The sequence below is a fragment of the Microbacterium sp. NPDC089186 genome, from assembly GCF_040685115.1.
Taxonomy (GTDB): Bacteria; Actinomycetota; Actinomycetes; order Actinomycetales; family Microbacteriaceae; genus Microbacterium; species Microbacterium galbum.
The window spans coordinates 330,946-343,879 of record NZ_JBFBHJ010000004.1; the positions used below are offsets into that span (position 1 = coordinate 330,946).

General features: G+C 71.6%; 12 protein-coding genes. 3 read left to right on the forward strand and 9 right to left on the reverse strand.

The window, feature by feature from the left end; genetic code table 11:
• Positions 1-175 precede the first annotated feature (175 nt).
• From AB0N82_RS15400 to prmC, 4 genes are read right to left on the reverse strand one after another with little or no spacing between them, the layout of a single operon-like run.
• A complete protein-coding gene (locus AB0N82_RS15400) occupies positions 176-664 on the reverse strand; it encodes a hypothetical protein (RefSeq protein WP_315993178.1) in 489 nt (162 codons plus the stop codon).
• Positions 661-1,836, reverse strand: a complete 1,176-nt coding sequence (locus tag AB0N82_RS15405) for an MraY family glycosyltransferase (RefSeq protein ID WP_315993179.1) — start codon at positions 1,834-1,836, stop codon at positions 661-663. The genes AB0N82_RS15400 and AB0N82_RS15405 overlap by 4 nt, the downstream gene beginning before the upstream one ends.
• Positions 1,833-2,591, reverse strand: a complete 759-nt coding sequence (locus tag AB0N82_RS15410) for an L-threonylcarbamoyladenylate synthase (RefSeq protein ID WP_315993180.1) — start codon at positions 2,589-2,591, stop codon at positions 1,833-1,835. Before AB0N82_RS15410 ends, AB0N82_RS15405 begins: the two co-directional genes overlap by 4 nt.
• Positions 2,592-2,642: 51 nt before the next feature.
• The gene (prmC, locus tag AB0N82_RS15415; RefSeq protein ID WP_363392765.1) at positions 2,643-3,536 is read right to left on the reverse strand and encodes a peptide chain release factor N(5)-glutamine methyltransferase; all 894 of its coding nucleotides are present in this window, start codon (positions 3,534-3,536) and stop codon (positions 2,643-2,645) included.
• A 162-nt stretch (positions 3,537-3,698) separates the two neighbouring features.
• Here prmC and cysK point away from each other — a divergent pair, with 162 nt between their 5' ends.
• The 3 genes from cysK (at position 3,699) to AB0N82_RS15430 (ending at position 6,800) form a co-directional block, all read left to right on the forward strand.
• Positions 3,699-4,637 carry a cysteine synthase A gene (cysK, locus tag AB0N82_RS15420; protein WP_315993182.1) on the forward strand — a complete coding sequence of 313 codons (939 nt, stop codon included), beginning with the start codon at positions 3,699-3,701 and terminating at the stop codon, positions 4,635-4,637.
• A 1-nt stretch (position 4,638) separates the two neighbouring features.
• Positions 4,639-5,208 carry a serine O-acetyltransferase EpsC gene (gene epsC / locus AB0N82_RS15425; RefSeq protein WP_315993183.1) on the forward strand — a complete coding sequence of 190 codons (570 nt, stop codon included), beginning with the start codon at positions 4,639-4,641 and terminating at the stop codon, positions 5,206-5,208.
• A gap of 191 nt (positions 5,209-5,399) precedes the next feature.
• Positions 5,400-6,800 (forward strand): amidase, encoded by a 1,401-nt coding sequence (locus AB0N82_RS15430; RefSeq protein WP_315993184.1) that lies wholly within the window; start codon positions 5,400-5,402, stop codon positions 6,798-6,800.
• A 3-nt stretch (positions 6,801-6,803) separates the two neighbouring features.
• Here AB0N82_RS15430 and AB0N82_RS15435 read toward each other — a convergent pair whose 3' ends face one another.
• The 5 genes from AB0N82_RS15435 to thrC form a co-directional block, all read right to left on the reverse strand.
• On the reverse strand, positions 6,804-7,400 hold the full coding sequence (locus AB0N82_RS15435; protein WP_363392770.1) for a GrpB family protein: 597 nt from the start codon (positions 7,398-7,400) through the stop codon (positions 6,804-6,806).
• Between the two features lie 64 nt (positions 7,401-7,464).
• Positions 7,465-8,541, reverse strand: coding sequence for a peptide chain release factor 1 (prfA, locus tag AB0N82_RS15440; protein WP_363393346.1), 1,077 nt, complete (start codon positions 8,539-8,541; stop codon positions 7,465-7,467).
• Positions 8,542-8,573: 32 nt separating this feature from the next.
• Positions 8,574-10,769, reverse strand: a complete 2,196-nt coding sequence (rho, locus tag AB0N82_RS15445) for a transcription termination factor Rho (protein ID WP_363392773.1) — start codon at positions 10,767-10,769, stop codon at positions 8,574-8,576.
• A gap of 153 nt (positions 10,770-10,922) precedes the next feature.
• Positions 10,923-11,855 carry a homoserine kinase gene (gene thrB, locus AB0N82_RS15450; RefSeq protein WP_315993187.1) on the reverse strand — a complete coding sequence of 311 codons (933 nt, stop codon included), beginning with the start codon at positions 11,853-11,855 and terminating at the stop codon, positions 10,923-10,925.
• Positions 11,852-12,934 carry a threonine synthase gene (thrC, locus tag AB0N82_RS15455; protein WP_315993188.1) on the reverse strand — a complete coding sequence of 361 codons (1,083 nt, stop codon included), beginning with the start codon at positions 12,932-12,934 and terminating at the stop codon, positions 11,852-11,854. The genes thrB and thrC overlap by 4 nt, the downstream gene beginning before the upstream one ends.

Here is a 12,934-nt window from a genome sequence, read left to right on the forward strand (position 1 = left end):
GCGACGATGGTCGGTGATGGTACCCGAAGTGCGAACCTGGAGAAGATTTCCCATCGCGGGCGGGTACTTATGCCACCCTATCAAACTCCCGGCGAATCCATGAGTCCGCGGGAGGTGATCGTCTCGCCGCCGGACTAACGTGCGCGACGGGGCGTGCGGGTGGGTTATGGGCCGGTCAGGCGCGCCGGTCGCCCGCTTCGGGGTCGGTGGGGAGCGTGATGTCGCTGACGCTGGGGATCCGCATGCGCAGGAGGACCACCACGTCGACGGCGAGGGACGCGATCACGCTGACGACCAGCGCGACGTAGAACACCACCGGATCGACCCAGTCCTGTCCGCGCAGCACGACGATCGCCACGATGAACAGGATGAGCTTCAGCAGCCACCCCCCGAGCACGATGCCGAAGAAGATGGGCACGTAGAGCGGGTCGCCGAACCACCGGTTCGCGACGAGGATGCTCGTCGCGGTGACGGCGAGGAAGATCGCGCTCACGGCCACCCCCGCGAGGGCGCTGCCGAGGCCGCCCGCTCCCCCGACGAGGAAGCCGACGACGCCGCCCACGACCAGGAGCACCGCGGTGACGACACCGCCCCACACCAGCGCGGTGCGCAGCACGGGCGTACTGGAGAGAGGTCGACGGGGGGCGGGAGAGACGCTGCTCATGAAGGGGACTCCGGTCGGGTGGGTCGGACGCGACGGGAGAGCCGCCGCAGACGGTGCGATGAAGGAAGGAGGGTCAGGACGGCGCAGGCGAGCACCCCGGTGACGCCGAAGGCGATCCCGATGGCGTAGTCGCCCGGCCAGCTCTGCTGGGTGCCGATGTACATCAGCAGGAACGCGAGGCTGACCACCGCCGTCCAGCTGTAGAAGATCAGGACGGCGTCGCGGTCGGAGTGCCCCATGTCGAGCATCCGATGATGAAGGTGCTTGCGGTCGGGCGAGAACGGGGACTTCCCCGCCCACTGCCGCCGGGCGACGGCGAGACCGAAGTCGAGCAGGGGCAGCAGCACGATGACCACCGGCAGCAGGATGGGGATGAAGGCACCCAGAAGCTGCGAGCGACCGATCTTCTCGGGGTCGAGCACCGCCGGGTCGAGCTGACCGGTGATGGCGACCGCCGAGCTGGCCATCAGCAGGCCGAGCATGAGGGCACCGGCGTCGCCCATGAAGAGCTTCGCGGGCGTCCAGTTCATCGGCAGGAAGCCGAGGCAGGCGCCGACCAGGACCGCCGCGATGAACGAGGCGAGGTTGAAGTACGTGCTCGCGCCGGTGTCGCGTACCAGCAGGTAGGAGTAGGCGAAGAAGACGCCGTTGGCGATGAGGCAGACACCGGCGACGAGGCCGTTGAGTCCGTCGATGAAGTTGACGGCGTTCATGACGACGACGAGCGCGAAGACGGTGAGCAGGAAGCTCACCCAGCTCGATCCGACCGTGAGGGCGCCGATGGGCAGCGAGAGGATCTGCAGCTGCCCGAACCACGCGATGATCCCGGCGGCGACGAACTGCGCACCGAGCTTGATCATCCAGTCGAGGTCCCACAGATCGTCGGCCACTCCGACCAGGACGATGAGCAGCACCGCGCCCAGGAGCGAGAGCACCGGGACGGGATCGGTCCAGAAGATCGAGAAGTAGGGGTTCCGGCTCGACAGGGCGAAGGCGGCGACCACGCCGAGGAACATGGCGACCCCGCCCAAGCGGGGCGTGGGTGTCTTGTGCACATCCCGATCCCGGATGCCGGGATACAGCTTGAAGCGCAGGGCGAGCTTCCACACCACCCACGACAGCGCGAGCGTGACCGCCGCCGTGAAGAGGATGGTGAGGAGGTACTGGGTCACGGACCCGGAGCCTCGTCATCCGGGGCTGCGTCGTCCGGGGAGACGTCGGAGGGCGCGCCCGCCGGGGTCGGGGCGTCGCGGTCGTCGACCGGGTCGGGCTCGAGCAGATCGCCGAGCACCTCGCGGAGGCGTTCGCGGGAGACGGCGCCCTCGCGGAGGACGCGCACCACCGGCTCGGAGCCGCCGACGAGCAGCGTGGCGTCGACGATGGTCGACGCCACCCCCGTCTCGCTCACACCGGCGTCGAGGTAGGCCGAGACGCTGTCGCCGAGCATGTCGCGCGCGGCGTCGATGTCGACGGCGGCGGGCATGCCGGTCAGGTTGGCGCTCGACACCGCGAGGGGGCCGGTCTCTTCGAGCAGTTCGAGGGTGAGCTTCTGCGCCGGCATGCGCACCGCGACCGTGCCGTGCGTGTCGCCCAGGTCCCACGACAGCGACGGCTGCGCGGGGAGCACGATCGTGAGGCCGCCGGGCCAGAACTCGCGGACGAGGTCGTCGACCGCGGGAGGGATCTCCGCGACCAGGGCGCGCAGCGTGCTCACGCCCGCGACCAGGACGGGCGGCGGTTGCTGACGTCCGCGCCCCTTCGCTTCGAGGAGCCCCGCGACGGCGCGCGTGTTGAACGCGTCGGCGGCGATTCCGTAGACGGTGTCGGTGGGGAGCACGACGAGTTCGCCTCGGCCGATCGCCTGACGCGCGTGGCGCATCCCGGACAGCAGCTGCGACTCGTCACGGCAGTCGTAGACGGGTGACATGTCGCGCGCCAGTCTAGTCGCGCCGTGCGCGGCGCGTCGTCACCCGGTGCGTCAGGGGCGGATCGCGGTCGTCGCGCGGTCGCGCGTGGTCAGGTCGGGATGAGTGGATGCCGAGCGCCACCCATCGGCGGTGAGGAGGGCGCGGATCGCCTCCCCCTGCCATTCCCCGTGCTCGATGACGATCGTGCCGCCGGGGTGGGCGAGTCGGAGACCCACCCGGCTGAGCTCGCGAACGGCGTCCAGGCCGTCGGGGCCGCCGTAGAGGGCGGCGGGCGGGTCGAACAGACGCACCTCGGGATCGCGAGGGATGGCGTCGTCGGGCACGTACGGCGGGTTGGACGCGACCACCGACACCGTCCCGTCGAGTTCGGGGAACGCGTGAGCGAGGTCGACGAACGCGAGCGAAAGGTTGTCGGCGCCGATGAGGGCGTGGTTCTGCTTCGTCCAGATGAAGGCATCGACGCTGTTCTCCGCCGCGTAGACGCGCGCGTGCGGCACCTCGGTCGCCATCGCGAGCGCGATCGCGCCGCTGCCGGTGCCGAGGTCGACGGCGACGGGGGCGTCGGAGGCCGCCGCTCGCAGGGCGTCGATCGCGAGCTGGGCCACCATCTCGGTCTCGGGGCGCGGGACGAACACGCCGGGGCCGACGGCGAGCTCCATCGACCGGAAGGGGGCGCGTCCGGTGAGGTGCTGGAGGGGCTCGCGCGCGCAGCGGCGGTCGACGAGGGGCGCGAGGGCGGTGGCCGCCCAGTCGGGCATGCGGTCGCCGCGGATCGCCGCGGCCTGCACACCGCCTCGCGAGGACTCCAGCACATGGGCGACGAGCAGTTCGGCATCCACGTGGGGGTCGGGGACGCCCGCTGTGCGGAGGCGGGCTGCCGTGTCGCGGACGACGTCGGCGACCGATGCGGCCGTGGGGGCGGGGAGAGGGGCGGTCTCAGGCATGACGGGAGCCCAGCCTAGTCGGGCGGTGTGCGCGGTCCGGGCTCGCGTGGGGCCGACGGGTGGACGGGGGCGGGTCGTGTCGTCAAGCGGCGTCACACGAGCCGGCCCGTCGGAAGGCTCGCCTAAAATGATCGCGTCCCGACCGACGGCGAAAGGCGAGCCATGCCCGGCATCCACTCCGACATCACCTCTGCATTCGGCGACACGCCGCTCGTGCGGCTGAACCGCGTGGCGGAGGGCGCCGGGGGGCAGATCCTCGCGAAGCTCGAGTTCTACAATCCCGCTTCCAGCGTCAAGGACCGCCTCGGCATCGCGATCGTCGACGCGGCGGAGGCCTCGGGCGAGCTCAAGCCCGGCGGGACGCTCGTGGAGTCCACCAGCGGCAACACCGGCATCGCTCTGGCCATGGTCGGTGCCGCGCGCGGCTACAAGGTCATCCTGACCATGCCCGCCTCGATGTCGAAGGAGCGTCGCATCCTGCTCAAGGCGTTCGGCGCCGAACTCGTGCTGACCGACCCCACCAAGGGCATGTCGCACGCGGTCGACGAGGCCAAGCGCATCGTCGCCGAGACCCCGGGCGCCGTGTGGGCCCGCCAGTTCGAGAACGAGGCCAACCCCGCCATCCACCGCAAGACCACCGCCGAGGAGATCCTGCGCGACACCGAGGGCGAGGTCGACTACTTCGTGGCCGGCATCGGCACGGGCGGCACCATCACCGGCGTCGGCCAGGTGCTCAAGGAGCGCAACCCCGACGTGAAGATCGTCGCCGTCGAGCCCGCCGACTCCCCCGTGCTCACCAAGGGGCACCCGGGGCCCCACAAGATCCAGGGCATCGGCCCGAACTTCGTGCCCGCCATCCTCGATCGCGACATCATCGACGAGGTGATCGACGTCGAGTTCGACGACGCGATCCGCCTGGCACGGGAGACGGCCGCGAAGGACGGCATCCTGGTCGGGATGTCGTCGGGTGCCGCCATCTGGGCGGCTCTCGAGGTGGCGCGCCGTCCCGAAGCGGCGGGCAAGAACATCGTCGTCATCATCCCCTCGTACGGCGAGCGGTACCTCTCGACCGCTCTGTACGAGCACCTGCGCGAAGACTGACGTGGGGGTCCTCTCCCGCATCCGAGAAGACATCGCCTCCGCCAAGCTCCGCGACCCCGCGGCGCGCGGCGGTCTCGAGATCGCGTTGCTGTACCCCGGGTTGCACGCCGTCTGGGCGCACCGCGTCGCGCATCGCCTGTGGTCGCGTGGGCTGCGCTTCCCCGCGCGCGCTCTCTCACAGGTCACCCGCTGGCTCACCGGCATCGAGATCCACCCGGGAGCGACGATCGGTCGACGCTTCTTCATCGACCACGGCATGGGTGTCGTCGTGGGCGAGACGGCGGAGGTGGGCGACGACGTCATGCTGTATCACGGCGTGACGCTCGGGGGTCGGCAGCGCGAGGGCGGCAAGCGTCATCCCACGCTGCACGACGGCGTCGCGATCGGCGCGGGAGCGAAGATCCTGGGGCCGATCACCCTCGGCGCGCGCACCGTCGTGGGCGCGAACGCGGTCGTGACCCGAGACGCCCCGGCCGATAGCGTGCTGGTGGGCGTGCCCGCGAAAGCGCGCACGCGGCGCAGCGGCGAAGACACCCGCGCTCTGCTCACGACCCCGGAGTACTGGATCTGAGCCGCATCCTCGAGCGCGGCGCGAGACCGGTGAACGGCCGGTTCCGCGCCGCCCCACGCCGGGTGGCGCGCGGCCGGCGAAGGGTCGGTTCCGCGACGCTCGGCGCCGGCGCCGCCCGCTCGTTCGCACGCCGACGCGTCGGTGCACCTCCCGCCCGCTGCGGTGACCGGGGCTCGCCCTAGGCTCGAGACATGACCCGTCTGCACGATCTGTCGCTCGCCGCCCAGGTCGACGCCCTTCGACGCGGCGAACTCGCGCCGGCCGACCTCACCGCTCACTACCTCGACCGAGCAGAGCGCTTCGCCGACCTCGGCGCGTTCGCCGAGGTCTCCCCCGACGCAGCGCGGCAGCGTATCTCCGAGCTGCCGCCGTCGCCGCGCGGAGCGCTCTGGGGCGTCCCCCTCGCCGACAAGGACCTCGTGGCGCGGGCGGGGGTGCCCACCCGTTACGGCTCGCGCTCGCGCGCCGATCACGTGCCCACGGCGTCCGACCCCCTCGCCGCCGCCCTCGACGCCGCCGGCGCCGTGAACATCGGCAAGACGTCCACGTCGGAGTTCGGCCTCACCGGTTTCACCGAACCCCTCATCCACGCCCCGGCGCGCGACCCCTGGCGCCTCTCCGCCGGAGCCGGCGGTTCGAGCGGAGGAGCGGCCGTCGCGGTGGCCGCGGGCCTGCTACCCGCCGCCGTGGGATCGGACGGCGGGGGGTCCATCCGCATCCCCTCGGCGACGGTCGGCGTACTGGGCCTGAAGCCGTCGCGCGGGCGCCTGCCGCTCGGTTCCGGTTTCGATTCGCCGGACGGGTTGTCGGTGACCGGGCCGATCGCGCGCAGCGCGGAAGACGTCGGCCTCCTCCTCGATGCTCTGATCGATCTCGCGCCCTTCTCGTACGCCACGACGGCGCCGGGCAGCGGACCCTTCGTCGACGCGGCCCGGCGCGAGCCCCGGGAGCTGCGCATCGGCGTCACGACTGTTTCACCGTGGGACGACGACGAGGACATCGCGCTCGATCCGGACGCCCGCGCGGCGGTCGAGGTGACGAGCGCCTGGCTGAGCGACGCCGGACACGCGGTGACGGATGCCGACTGGCATCCGTGGGGCTATGCAGAGCTGTTCCACGTGCTCTGGCGCGCCAGTGCCGCTCGCGTGCCGCTCACCGACGACGACATGGACCTCGTCGAGCCGCTCACCGCGTGGCTGGTGCGGGAGGGCCGACGGTTGTCGGCGCTCGACCTCCTGAACGGGCTCGCCGCCGCGCGGGCGTTCGAGCGCCGCACGATCGCCGACTTCTCGGCTTTCGACGCCGTGCTGACCCCGGCCCTCGCCCAGCCTCCGCAGCCCGTGGGGTCCTACGCCGGGCACTCTCCCCAACGCACCTTCGCGATGCAGGTCGAGTACGCGCCGTACTCGAGCTTCGTCAACGTCGCGGGCCTCCCGGCGCTGACGATGCCGGTGACCGCGGATGCCGAGGGCCATCCCGTGTCGGCGCAGCTCGTCGGCAGGCCCGGTGGCGAGGCGGTGCTGCTGTCGCTCGCGTCGCAGCTGGAGGCGCGACGCGGGCCTCTCCCCCACCCGCCCGCGTGGATCGACTGAGACCTATCGGGAGATCAGCCCCGCGGCGACGAACGCACGGGCGTAGATCGCCCGGACGGTGGCCTGCTTTCGCTCGTTGTAGGCGCTCATGAGACCGTCCTCGGCGACCTCGCGCTTCACGCGCGCGTAGAGCGCCCGGTCGTCGGCATCCGCCCGCAGATGGTCGCGGAAGATCAGGTGGCGGGCGGCCTCGGGGCTGTCGGGCGGCCAGACGTGCAGGTGGACGGCGGGCTCGCTCGCGACCAGGAGCCGGTGCCCGAGCCACCACGGCTCGCGCACGCGCAGGGCGAAGCCCGCGGCCTCGAGGGTCGGCACGTAGGCATCCTCGTCGTCGGTGTCGGCGACGGTGAGATCGACGTCGATCACCGGCTTGGCCGCCAGCCCGGGCACCGCGGTGGAGCCGACGTGGTCGACGCGGATCGCCCGCTGCCCGAGAGCGTCGTGGATGCGATCGCGCACCGTCGCGAAGGTCAGGGGCCAGGTGGCATCCGCGTCGACGATCTCGATCCGCCGTGCCTGTGCGGGCTCCCCCACCCACGGCGAGGCACCGGGAGGCGGGGGCGTGTCGTCGAACGCGACGATGCGGGCGGCGGAGGGCACCCACCGACCCTACGACAGACGAGGCGAAGCGTCCGGTCGGCCGCCGGCGAGGGGGTTCGGCAGGTCAGCCGTCGGCGAGGGCGACGAGACGCGCCTCTTCGTCGGCGATGATCGCCGATTCGATGATCGGGCCGAGCGCGCCGTCCATCACCTGGTCGAGGTTGTAGGCCTTGTACCCGGTGCGATGATCCGCGATGCGGTTCTCGGGGAAGTTGTATGTGCGGATGCGCTCGGAGCGATCCATTCCGCGGATCTGCGAGCGCCGTGCGTCGGCGGCGACGGCGTCGCGCTCCTCCTGCTGCTTGGCGAGCAACCGGGCGCGCAGCACGCGCATGCCGGCCTCGCGGTTCTGCAGCTGCGACTTCTCGTTCTGCATCGACACCACGATGCCCGTGGGCACGTGGGTGATGCGCACCGCGGAGTCGGTCGTGTTGACCGACTGCCCACCCGGTCCCGAGGAGCGGAAGACGTCGATCTTCAGGTCGTTGGGGTCGATCGCGACCTCTTCGGGCTCGTCGGCCTCGGGGAAGACGAGAACACCCGTCGTCGACGTGTGGATGCGGCCCTGCGACTCGGTCGCGGGCACGCGCTGCACGCGGTGCACGCCGCCCTCGTACTTCAGGTGCGCCCAGACGCCCTGCGCGGGATCGCTCGAGGAGCCCTTGATGGCGACCTGGACGTCTTTGTACCCGCCCAGGTCGGATTCGGTGCGCTCGAGCAGTTCCGTCTTCCACCCCATGGATGCCGCGTACTGCAGGTACATACGCAGCAGATCGGCCGCGAAGAGGGCGCTCTCCGCTCCCCCCTCGCCGCCTTTGATCTCCATGATGACGTCACGTGCGTCGTCGGGGTCGCGCGGGATGAGCAGGCGCCTCAAGCGCTCCTGCGTCTGCGCCACGCGCTCCTCGAGGGCGGGGACCTCCTCGGCGAAGGCCTCGTCTTCACGGGCGAGTTCGCGTGCCGCGTCGAGGTCGTCGGACGCCGCGGTCCACGCTTCGTGGGCCGCGACGATCCGCGACAGTTCGGCATAGCGCCGGTTGACGCGCTTGGCGCGCGCGGCGTCCGCGTGCACGGCCGGGTCGGAGAGCTCCTCCTGAACGGCCTTGTGCTCTTCGAGCAGGCCGCGGACCGACTCGAACATCGCGGGCTCCGCCATCGCGCCAGCTCCCCCGATCAGCGGATGCTGTTGTCGTCACCGCCGCGCGCGGGCGCCGGGATCGACTTCTGCATCTGCACGAGGAACTCGACGTTGGACTGCGTCTCCTTGAGCTTGCCGAGCACGACCTCGAGAGCCTGCTGCGGCTCGAGACCGGCCAGGGCGCGGCGGAGCTTCCAGGTGATCTTGACCTCGTCGGGCGAGAGCAGCATCTCTTCGCGGCGGGTGCTCGACGCGTTGACGTCGACGGCCGGGAAGATGCGCTTGTCGGCGAGCTGGCGGTTCAGACGCAGCTCGCTGTTGCCCGTGCCCTTGAACTCCTCGAAGATGACGTCGTCCATCTTCGACCCGGTCTCCACGAGCGCGGTCGCGAGGATCGTGAGCGATCCGCCGTTCTCGATGTTGCGCGCGGCGCCGAAGAAGCGCTTCGGCGGGTACAGCGCCGACGCGTCGACGCCACCGCTGAGGACGCGGCCGGAGGTGGGGGCGGCGAGGTTGTACGCGCGGCCGAGACGGGTGATCGAGTCGAGCAGCACGACGACGTCGCGACCGAGCTCCACGAGACGCTTCGCGCGCTCGATGGCGAGCTCGGCGACGGTGGTGTGGTCTTCCGCCGGACGGTCGAACGTCGAGGCGATGACCTCGCCGCGCACCGTGCGCTGCATGTCGGTGACCTCTTCGGGGCGCTCGTCGACGAGCACGACCATGAGGTGGACCTCGGGGTTGTTGTGCGCGATCGCGTTGGCGATCTGCTGCAGCACGATCGTCTTGCCCGCCTTCGGGGGCGCGACGATGAGACCGCGCTGACCCTTGCCCACCGGGGCGACCAGGTCGATGATGCGCTGCGTGAGCTTCTCGGGACCGGTCTCGAGGCGCAGGCGCTCCTGCGGGTAGAGCGGCGTGAGGTTGTTGAACTCGACACGGGCGGCTGCGTCGTCGACCGACAGCCCGTTGATCGAGTCGACCTGCACGAGGGCGTTGTACTTCTGGCGGCCCTGCTGCTCGCCCTCGCGGGGCTGCTTGATGGCGCCGACGACGGCGTCGCCCTTGCGCAGGTTGTACTTCTTCACCTGGCCGAGCGAGACGTAGACGTCGCTCGGACCGGGCAGGTAGCCGGTGGTGCGCACGAAGGCGTAGTTGTCGAGCACGTCGAGGACGCCGGCGATCGGGACGAGGACGTCGTCCTCGCCGATCTCGGTCTCGAACTCGTCGCCCGTCGTGTTCTGCCCGCGGCGCTTGTTGCGCTGGCGGTTGCGGCTGTTCGCCGGACCCTGCTGCTGCTGGGCCTGCTGACCGTTCTGGCCGCTGTTCTCGCGCTGACCGCTCTGCGAGCCCGCGTCGCGCTGGCCGCTCTGCGTCGGCGCCTCGGCCTCGTCGGCGGACGTGGAGGCCGCGGCGTCGTTCTTCTCGGCGGCGTCGGCCTTGTTGCGGTTGCGGTTGCGCGACCGGCTCCGACCGCGACCGCGAGCGGGGGTCTCGTCGGTCTGCTCGGCGGAGTCGCTCGCGTCGGCGGCCTGCTCCGACTGCTCGGTCGCGTTCTCGGCGTCGGCATCGGGCGCCGCGTCGGCGGCGACGTCGGCGGCGGTCGTGACGGGCGTGGTGGGCTCCTCGGCCGGGGCGTCGGCGGCCGGAGCCTCGGATGCCGGAGCCTCGGATGCCGGAGCCTCGGATGCCGTGGCCTCCGCGGCGGCCTCGTCGGAGGGCGCGGTGGTCTCGGTGTCGGCGGGCGCGCTGGCGGCCTCGGCAGCGGCAGCCTCGGCAGCGGCGGCCTCGGCGGCGGCCTTCTCCTCGGCGGTCGCGCTCTTGGCGCGGCGCGGCGCGCGCTTGCGGGGGGCGCGGGCGGGCTTCTCGGCCGGGGCCGGCTCCTCCGTGGCGGTCGCGTCGGCGGCGGCGTCGTCCGCGGCCGCAGCAGCGGCGGTGTCAGCAGCCGGCGCATCCGCGGTCGGCTCGTCCGCGGCCGGCGCGTCAGCCGCCGGCTCCTCGGCCGGCGTCTCGACAGCGTCGGCCGGGAACAGCGCCTCGGGCTGCGCGTCGGCGTCGGCCGGGGCGTCAGCGCCCTCGCCGTCGGTGGCCTCCGCCTCGGGTGCGTCGGCGGCGGGCGCGTCGGCCGCCGCGGTGTCGGTGCCGTCCGCCGCAGCCGTGGGCTGCTCCTCGGCGGGGTTCTCCGCGCTCTCGGGCGCGTCGACGGGCTGGGTCTCGGAGATGGACTCCACGAGTGCTCCTCAGAAAATGAAACGTGATCAGATCGCGCTTCGCCATGCAGAACGCAGACGAAGAGACACCAGCGGTTCGGAAGACTGCAGCCGATACCGGGTTCGCGATGTGTTGCGGATTTCGCAGGTGTGCAGAGGCTCAGATTCGCGAATTTACGCGGAACCCTCTGCGTTTTTCACTGTACCACCCTTGACGTCGACGGCGAGCATGAGGGCCTGCCACGGGGTGTCAACGACGGATGCCATAAGATCCGCCGCCGCGAGTCGCTGTCCGGGCCCGTCCGCGAGCACGAGCACGCTGGGGCCCGCCCCCGACACGACCGCCGCATACCCCTCGGCCCGCAGCGCCCGCACGAGCCTGTCGGTCTCGGGCATCGCCTGGGCGCGGTAGTTCTGATGCAGCTTGTCCTCGGTGGCCGCCATCAGCAGCTCGGGGCTCTGCGTCATCGCCGCGATCAGCAGGGCGGAACGCGAGACGTTGAATACGGCGTCCTCGCGGGGCACCTGCAGCGGCTGCAGGCTGCGCGCGACGGCGGTCGACATCGTGAAGCTCGGCACGAAGACCAGCGGCGAGACACCGCGGTGCACGATGAGCTGCTTGTGCTGCGGGCCCTCGGCATCCATCCAGGCGATGGTGAGACCGCCGAACAGGCCGGGCGCGACGTTGTCGGGGTGCCCCTCCATCTCGGTGGCCAGGCGCAGGAGGTCGACGTCGCTGAAGGCGACCTCCCCCTCGAGCAGGCCCGTGGCGGCCAGGATGCCGGCCACCACGGCGGCACCGGACGAGCCCATGCCGCGCCCGTGCGGGATGACGTTGCGTGCGCTCAGCCGCAGACCGGGGAGGGTGCGGCCGACAGAGGCATAGGTGTGCGCCATCGCGCGCACGACGAGGTGCGACGCGTCGCGGGGGACGTCGGCCGTCCCCTCCCCCTCGACCTCGATCTCGAGGCGGTCACCGTCGAGCTGCTCGACGACGAGTTCGTCGTAGACGCTGAGGGCCAGGCCCAGGGTGTCGAAGCCGGGACCGAGGTTCGCGCTGGTGGCGGGAACGCGGACGGCGACCCGGCGACCGGGGCCTGAGCTCACGCGGTCACCGGCTGCAGGTCGAGCACGGAGGCGACCTCCGAGGTGGCGGCGTCGACCACGGTCGGCTCGACCGTCGTGCCGTCGGCCTTGCGCAGAGCCCACTGCGGGTCCTTCAGGCCGTGCCCAGTGACGGTCAGCACGACCTTCGCACCCGACGGGACGACGCCCGCCTCGGCACGGCTGAGCAGACCCGCGACGCTGATAGCCGACGCGGGCTCGACGAAGACGCCGACCTCGCCCGCGAGGATCTTCTGCGCCTCGAGGATGCCCTCGTCGTCGATCGCGCCGAACCAGCCGTCGGTGGCCTCGCGGGCCTCGAGAGCGAGCTCCCACGACGCCGGGTTGCCGATGCGGATCGCGCTGGCGATCGTCTCGGGGTTCTTCACGACCTCGCCGCGCACGAGGGGCGCGGACCCGGCTGCCTGCAGACCGAACATGCGGGGCACCTTCGTCGCGACGCCGCGAGCTGCTTCCTCGCGGTAGCCGCGCGAGTAGGCGGTGTAGTTGCCGGCGTTGCCGACGGGGATGAAGTGGAAGTCGGGGGCGTCGCCCAGCTGCTCGACGACCTCGTAGGCCGCGGTCTTCTGGCCTTCGATGCGGTCGGGGTTGACCGAGTTCACGAGGTGCACCGGGTAGTGATCGGCGAGCTCCCGCGCGATCTCGAGGCAGTCGTCGAAGTTGCCGCGGATCTGGATGAGACGGCCGTTGTGCGCCACCGCCTGGCTCAGCTTGCCCATGGCGATCTTGCCCTCGGGCACGAGCACCGCGGCGGTGATACCGGCGTGCGCGGCGTAGGCGGCGGCGGAGGCCGAGGTGTTACCGGTGGAGGCGCAGATGACGGCCTTGGCGCCGTGCTCGACGGCGCGCGAGAGCGCCACGGTCATGCCGCGGTCCTTGAACGACCCGGTGGGGTTCATGCCCTCGAACTTGACCCACACGTCGGCGCCGGTTCGGCGCGAGAGCGCCGGGGCGGGGATGAGGGGTGTGCCGCCCTCGCCGAGCGTGACCACGGTGGAGGCGTCGGTGACACCCAGACGGTCGGCGTATTCGCGGAGGACTCCGCGCCAGAGGTGAGCCAT

Coding starts and splice junctions, on each gene's coding strand:
- AB0N82_RS15400 (WP_315993178.1), bottom strand. CDS start 664: ATGAGCAGCGTCTCTCCCGCCCCCCGTCGACCTCTCTCCAGTACGCCC.
- AB0N82_RS15410 (WP_315993180.1), bottom strand. CDS start 2,591: ATGTCACCCGTCTACGACTGCCGTGACGAGTCGCAGCTGCTGTCCGGG.
- prmC (WP_363392765.1), bottom strand. CDS start 3,536: ATGCCTGAGACCGCCCCTCTCCCCGCCCCCACGGCCGCATCGGTCGCC.
- cysK (WP_315993182.1), top strand. CDS start 3,699: ATGCCCGGCATCCACTCCGACATCACCTCTGCATTCGGCGACACGCCG.
- AB0N82_RS15430 (WP_315993184.1), top strand. CDS start 5,400: ATGACCCGTCTGCACGATCTGTCGCTCGCCGCCCAGGTCGACGCCCTT.
- prfA (WP_363393346.1), bottom strand. CDS start 8,541: ATGTTCGAGTCGGTCCGCGGCCTGCTCGAAGAGCACAAGGCCGTTCAG.
- thrC (WP_315993188.1), bottom strand. CDS start 12,934: ATGGCTCACCTCTGGCGCGGAGTCCTCCGCGAATACGCCGACCGTCTG.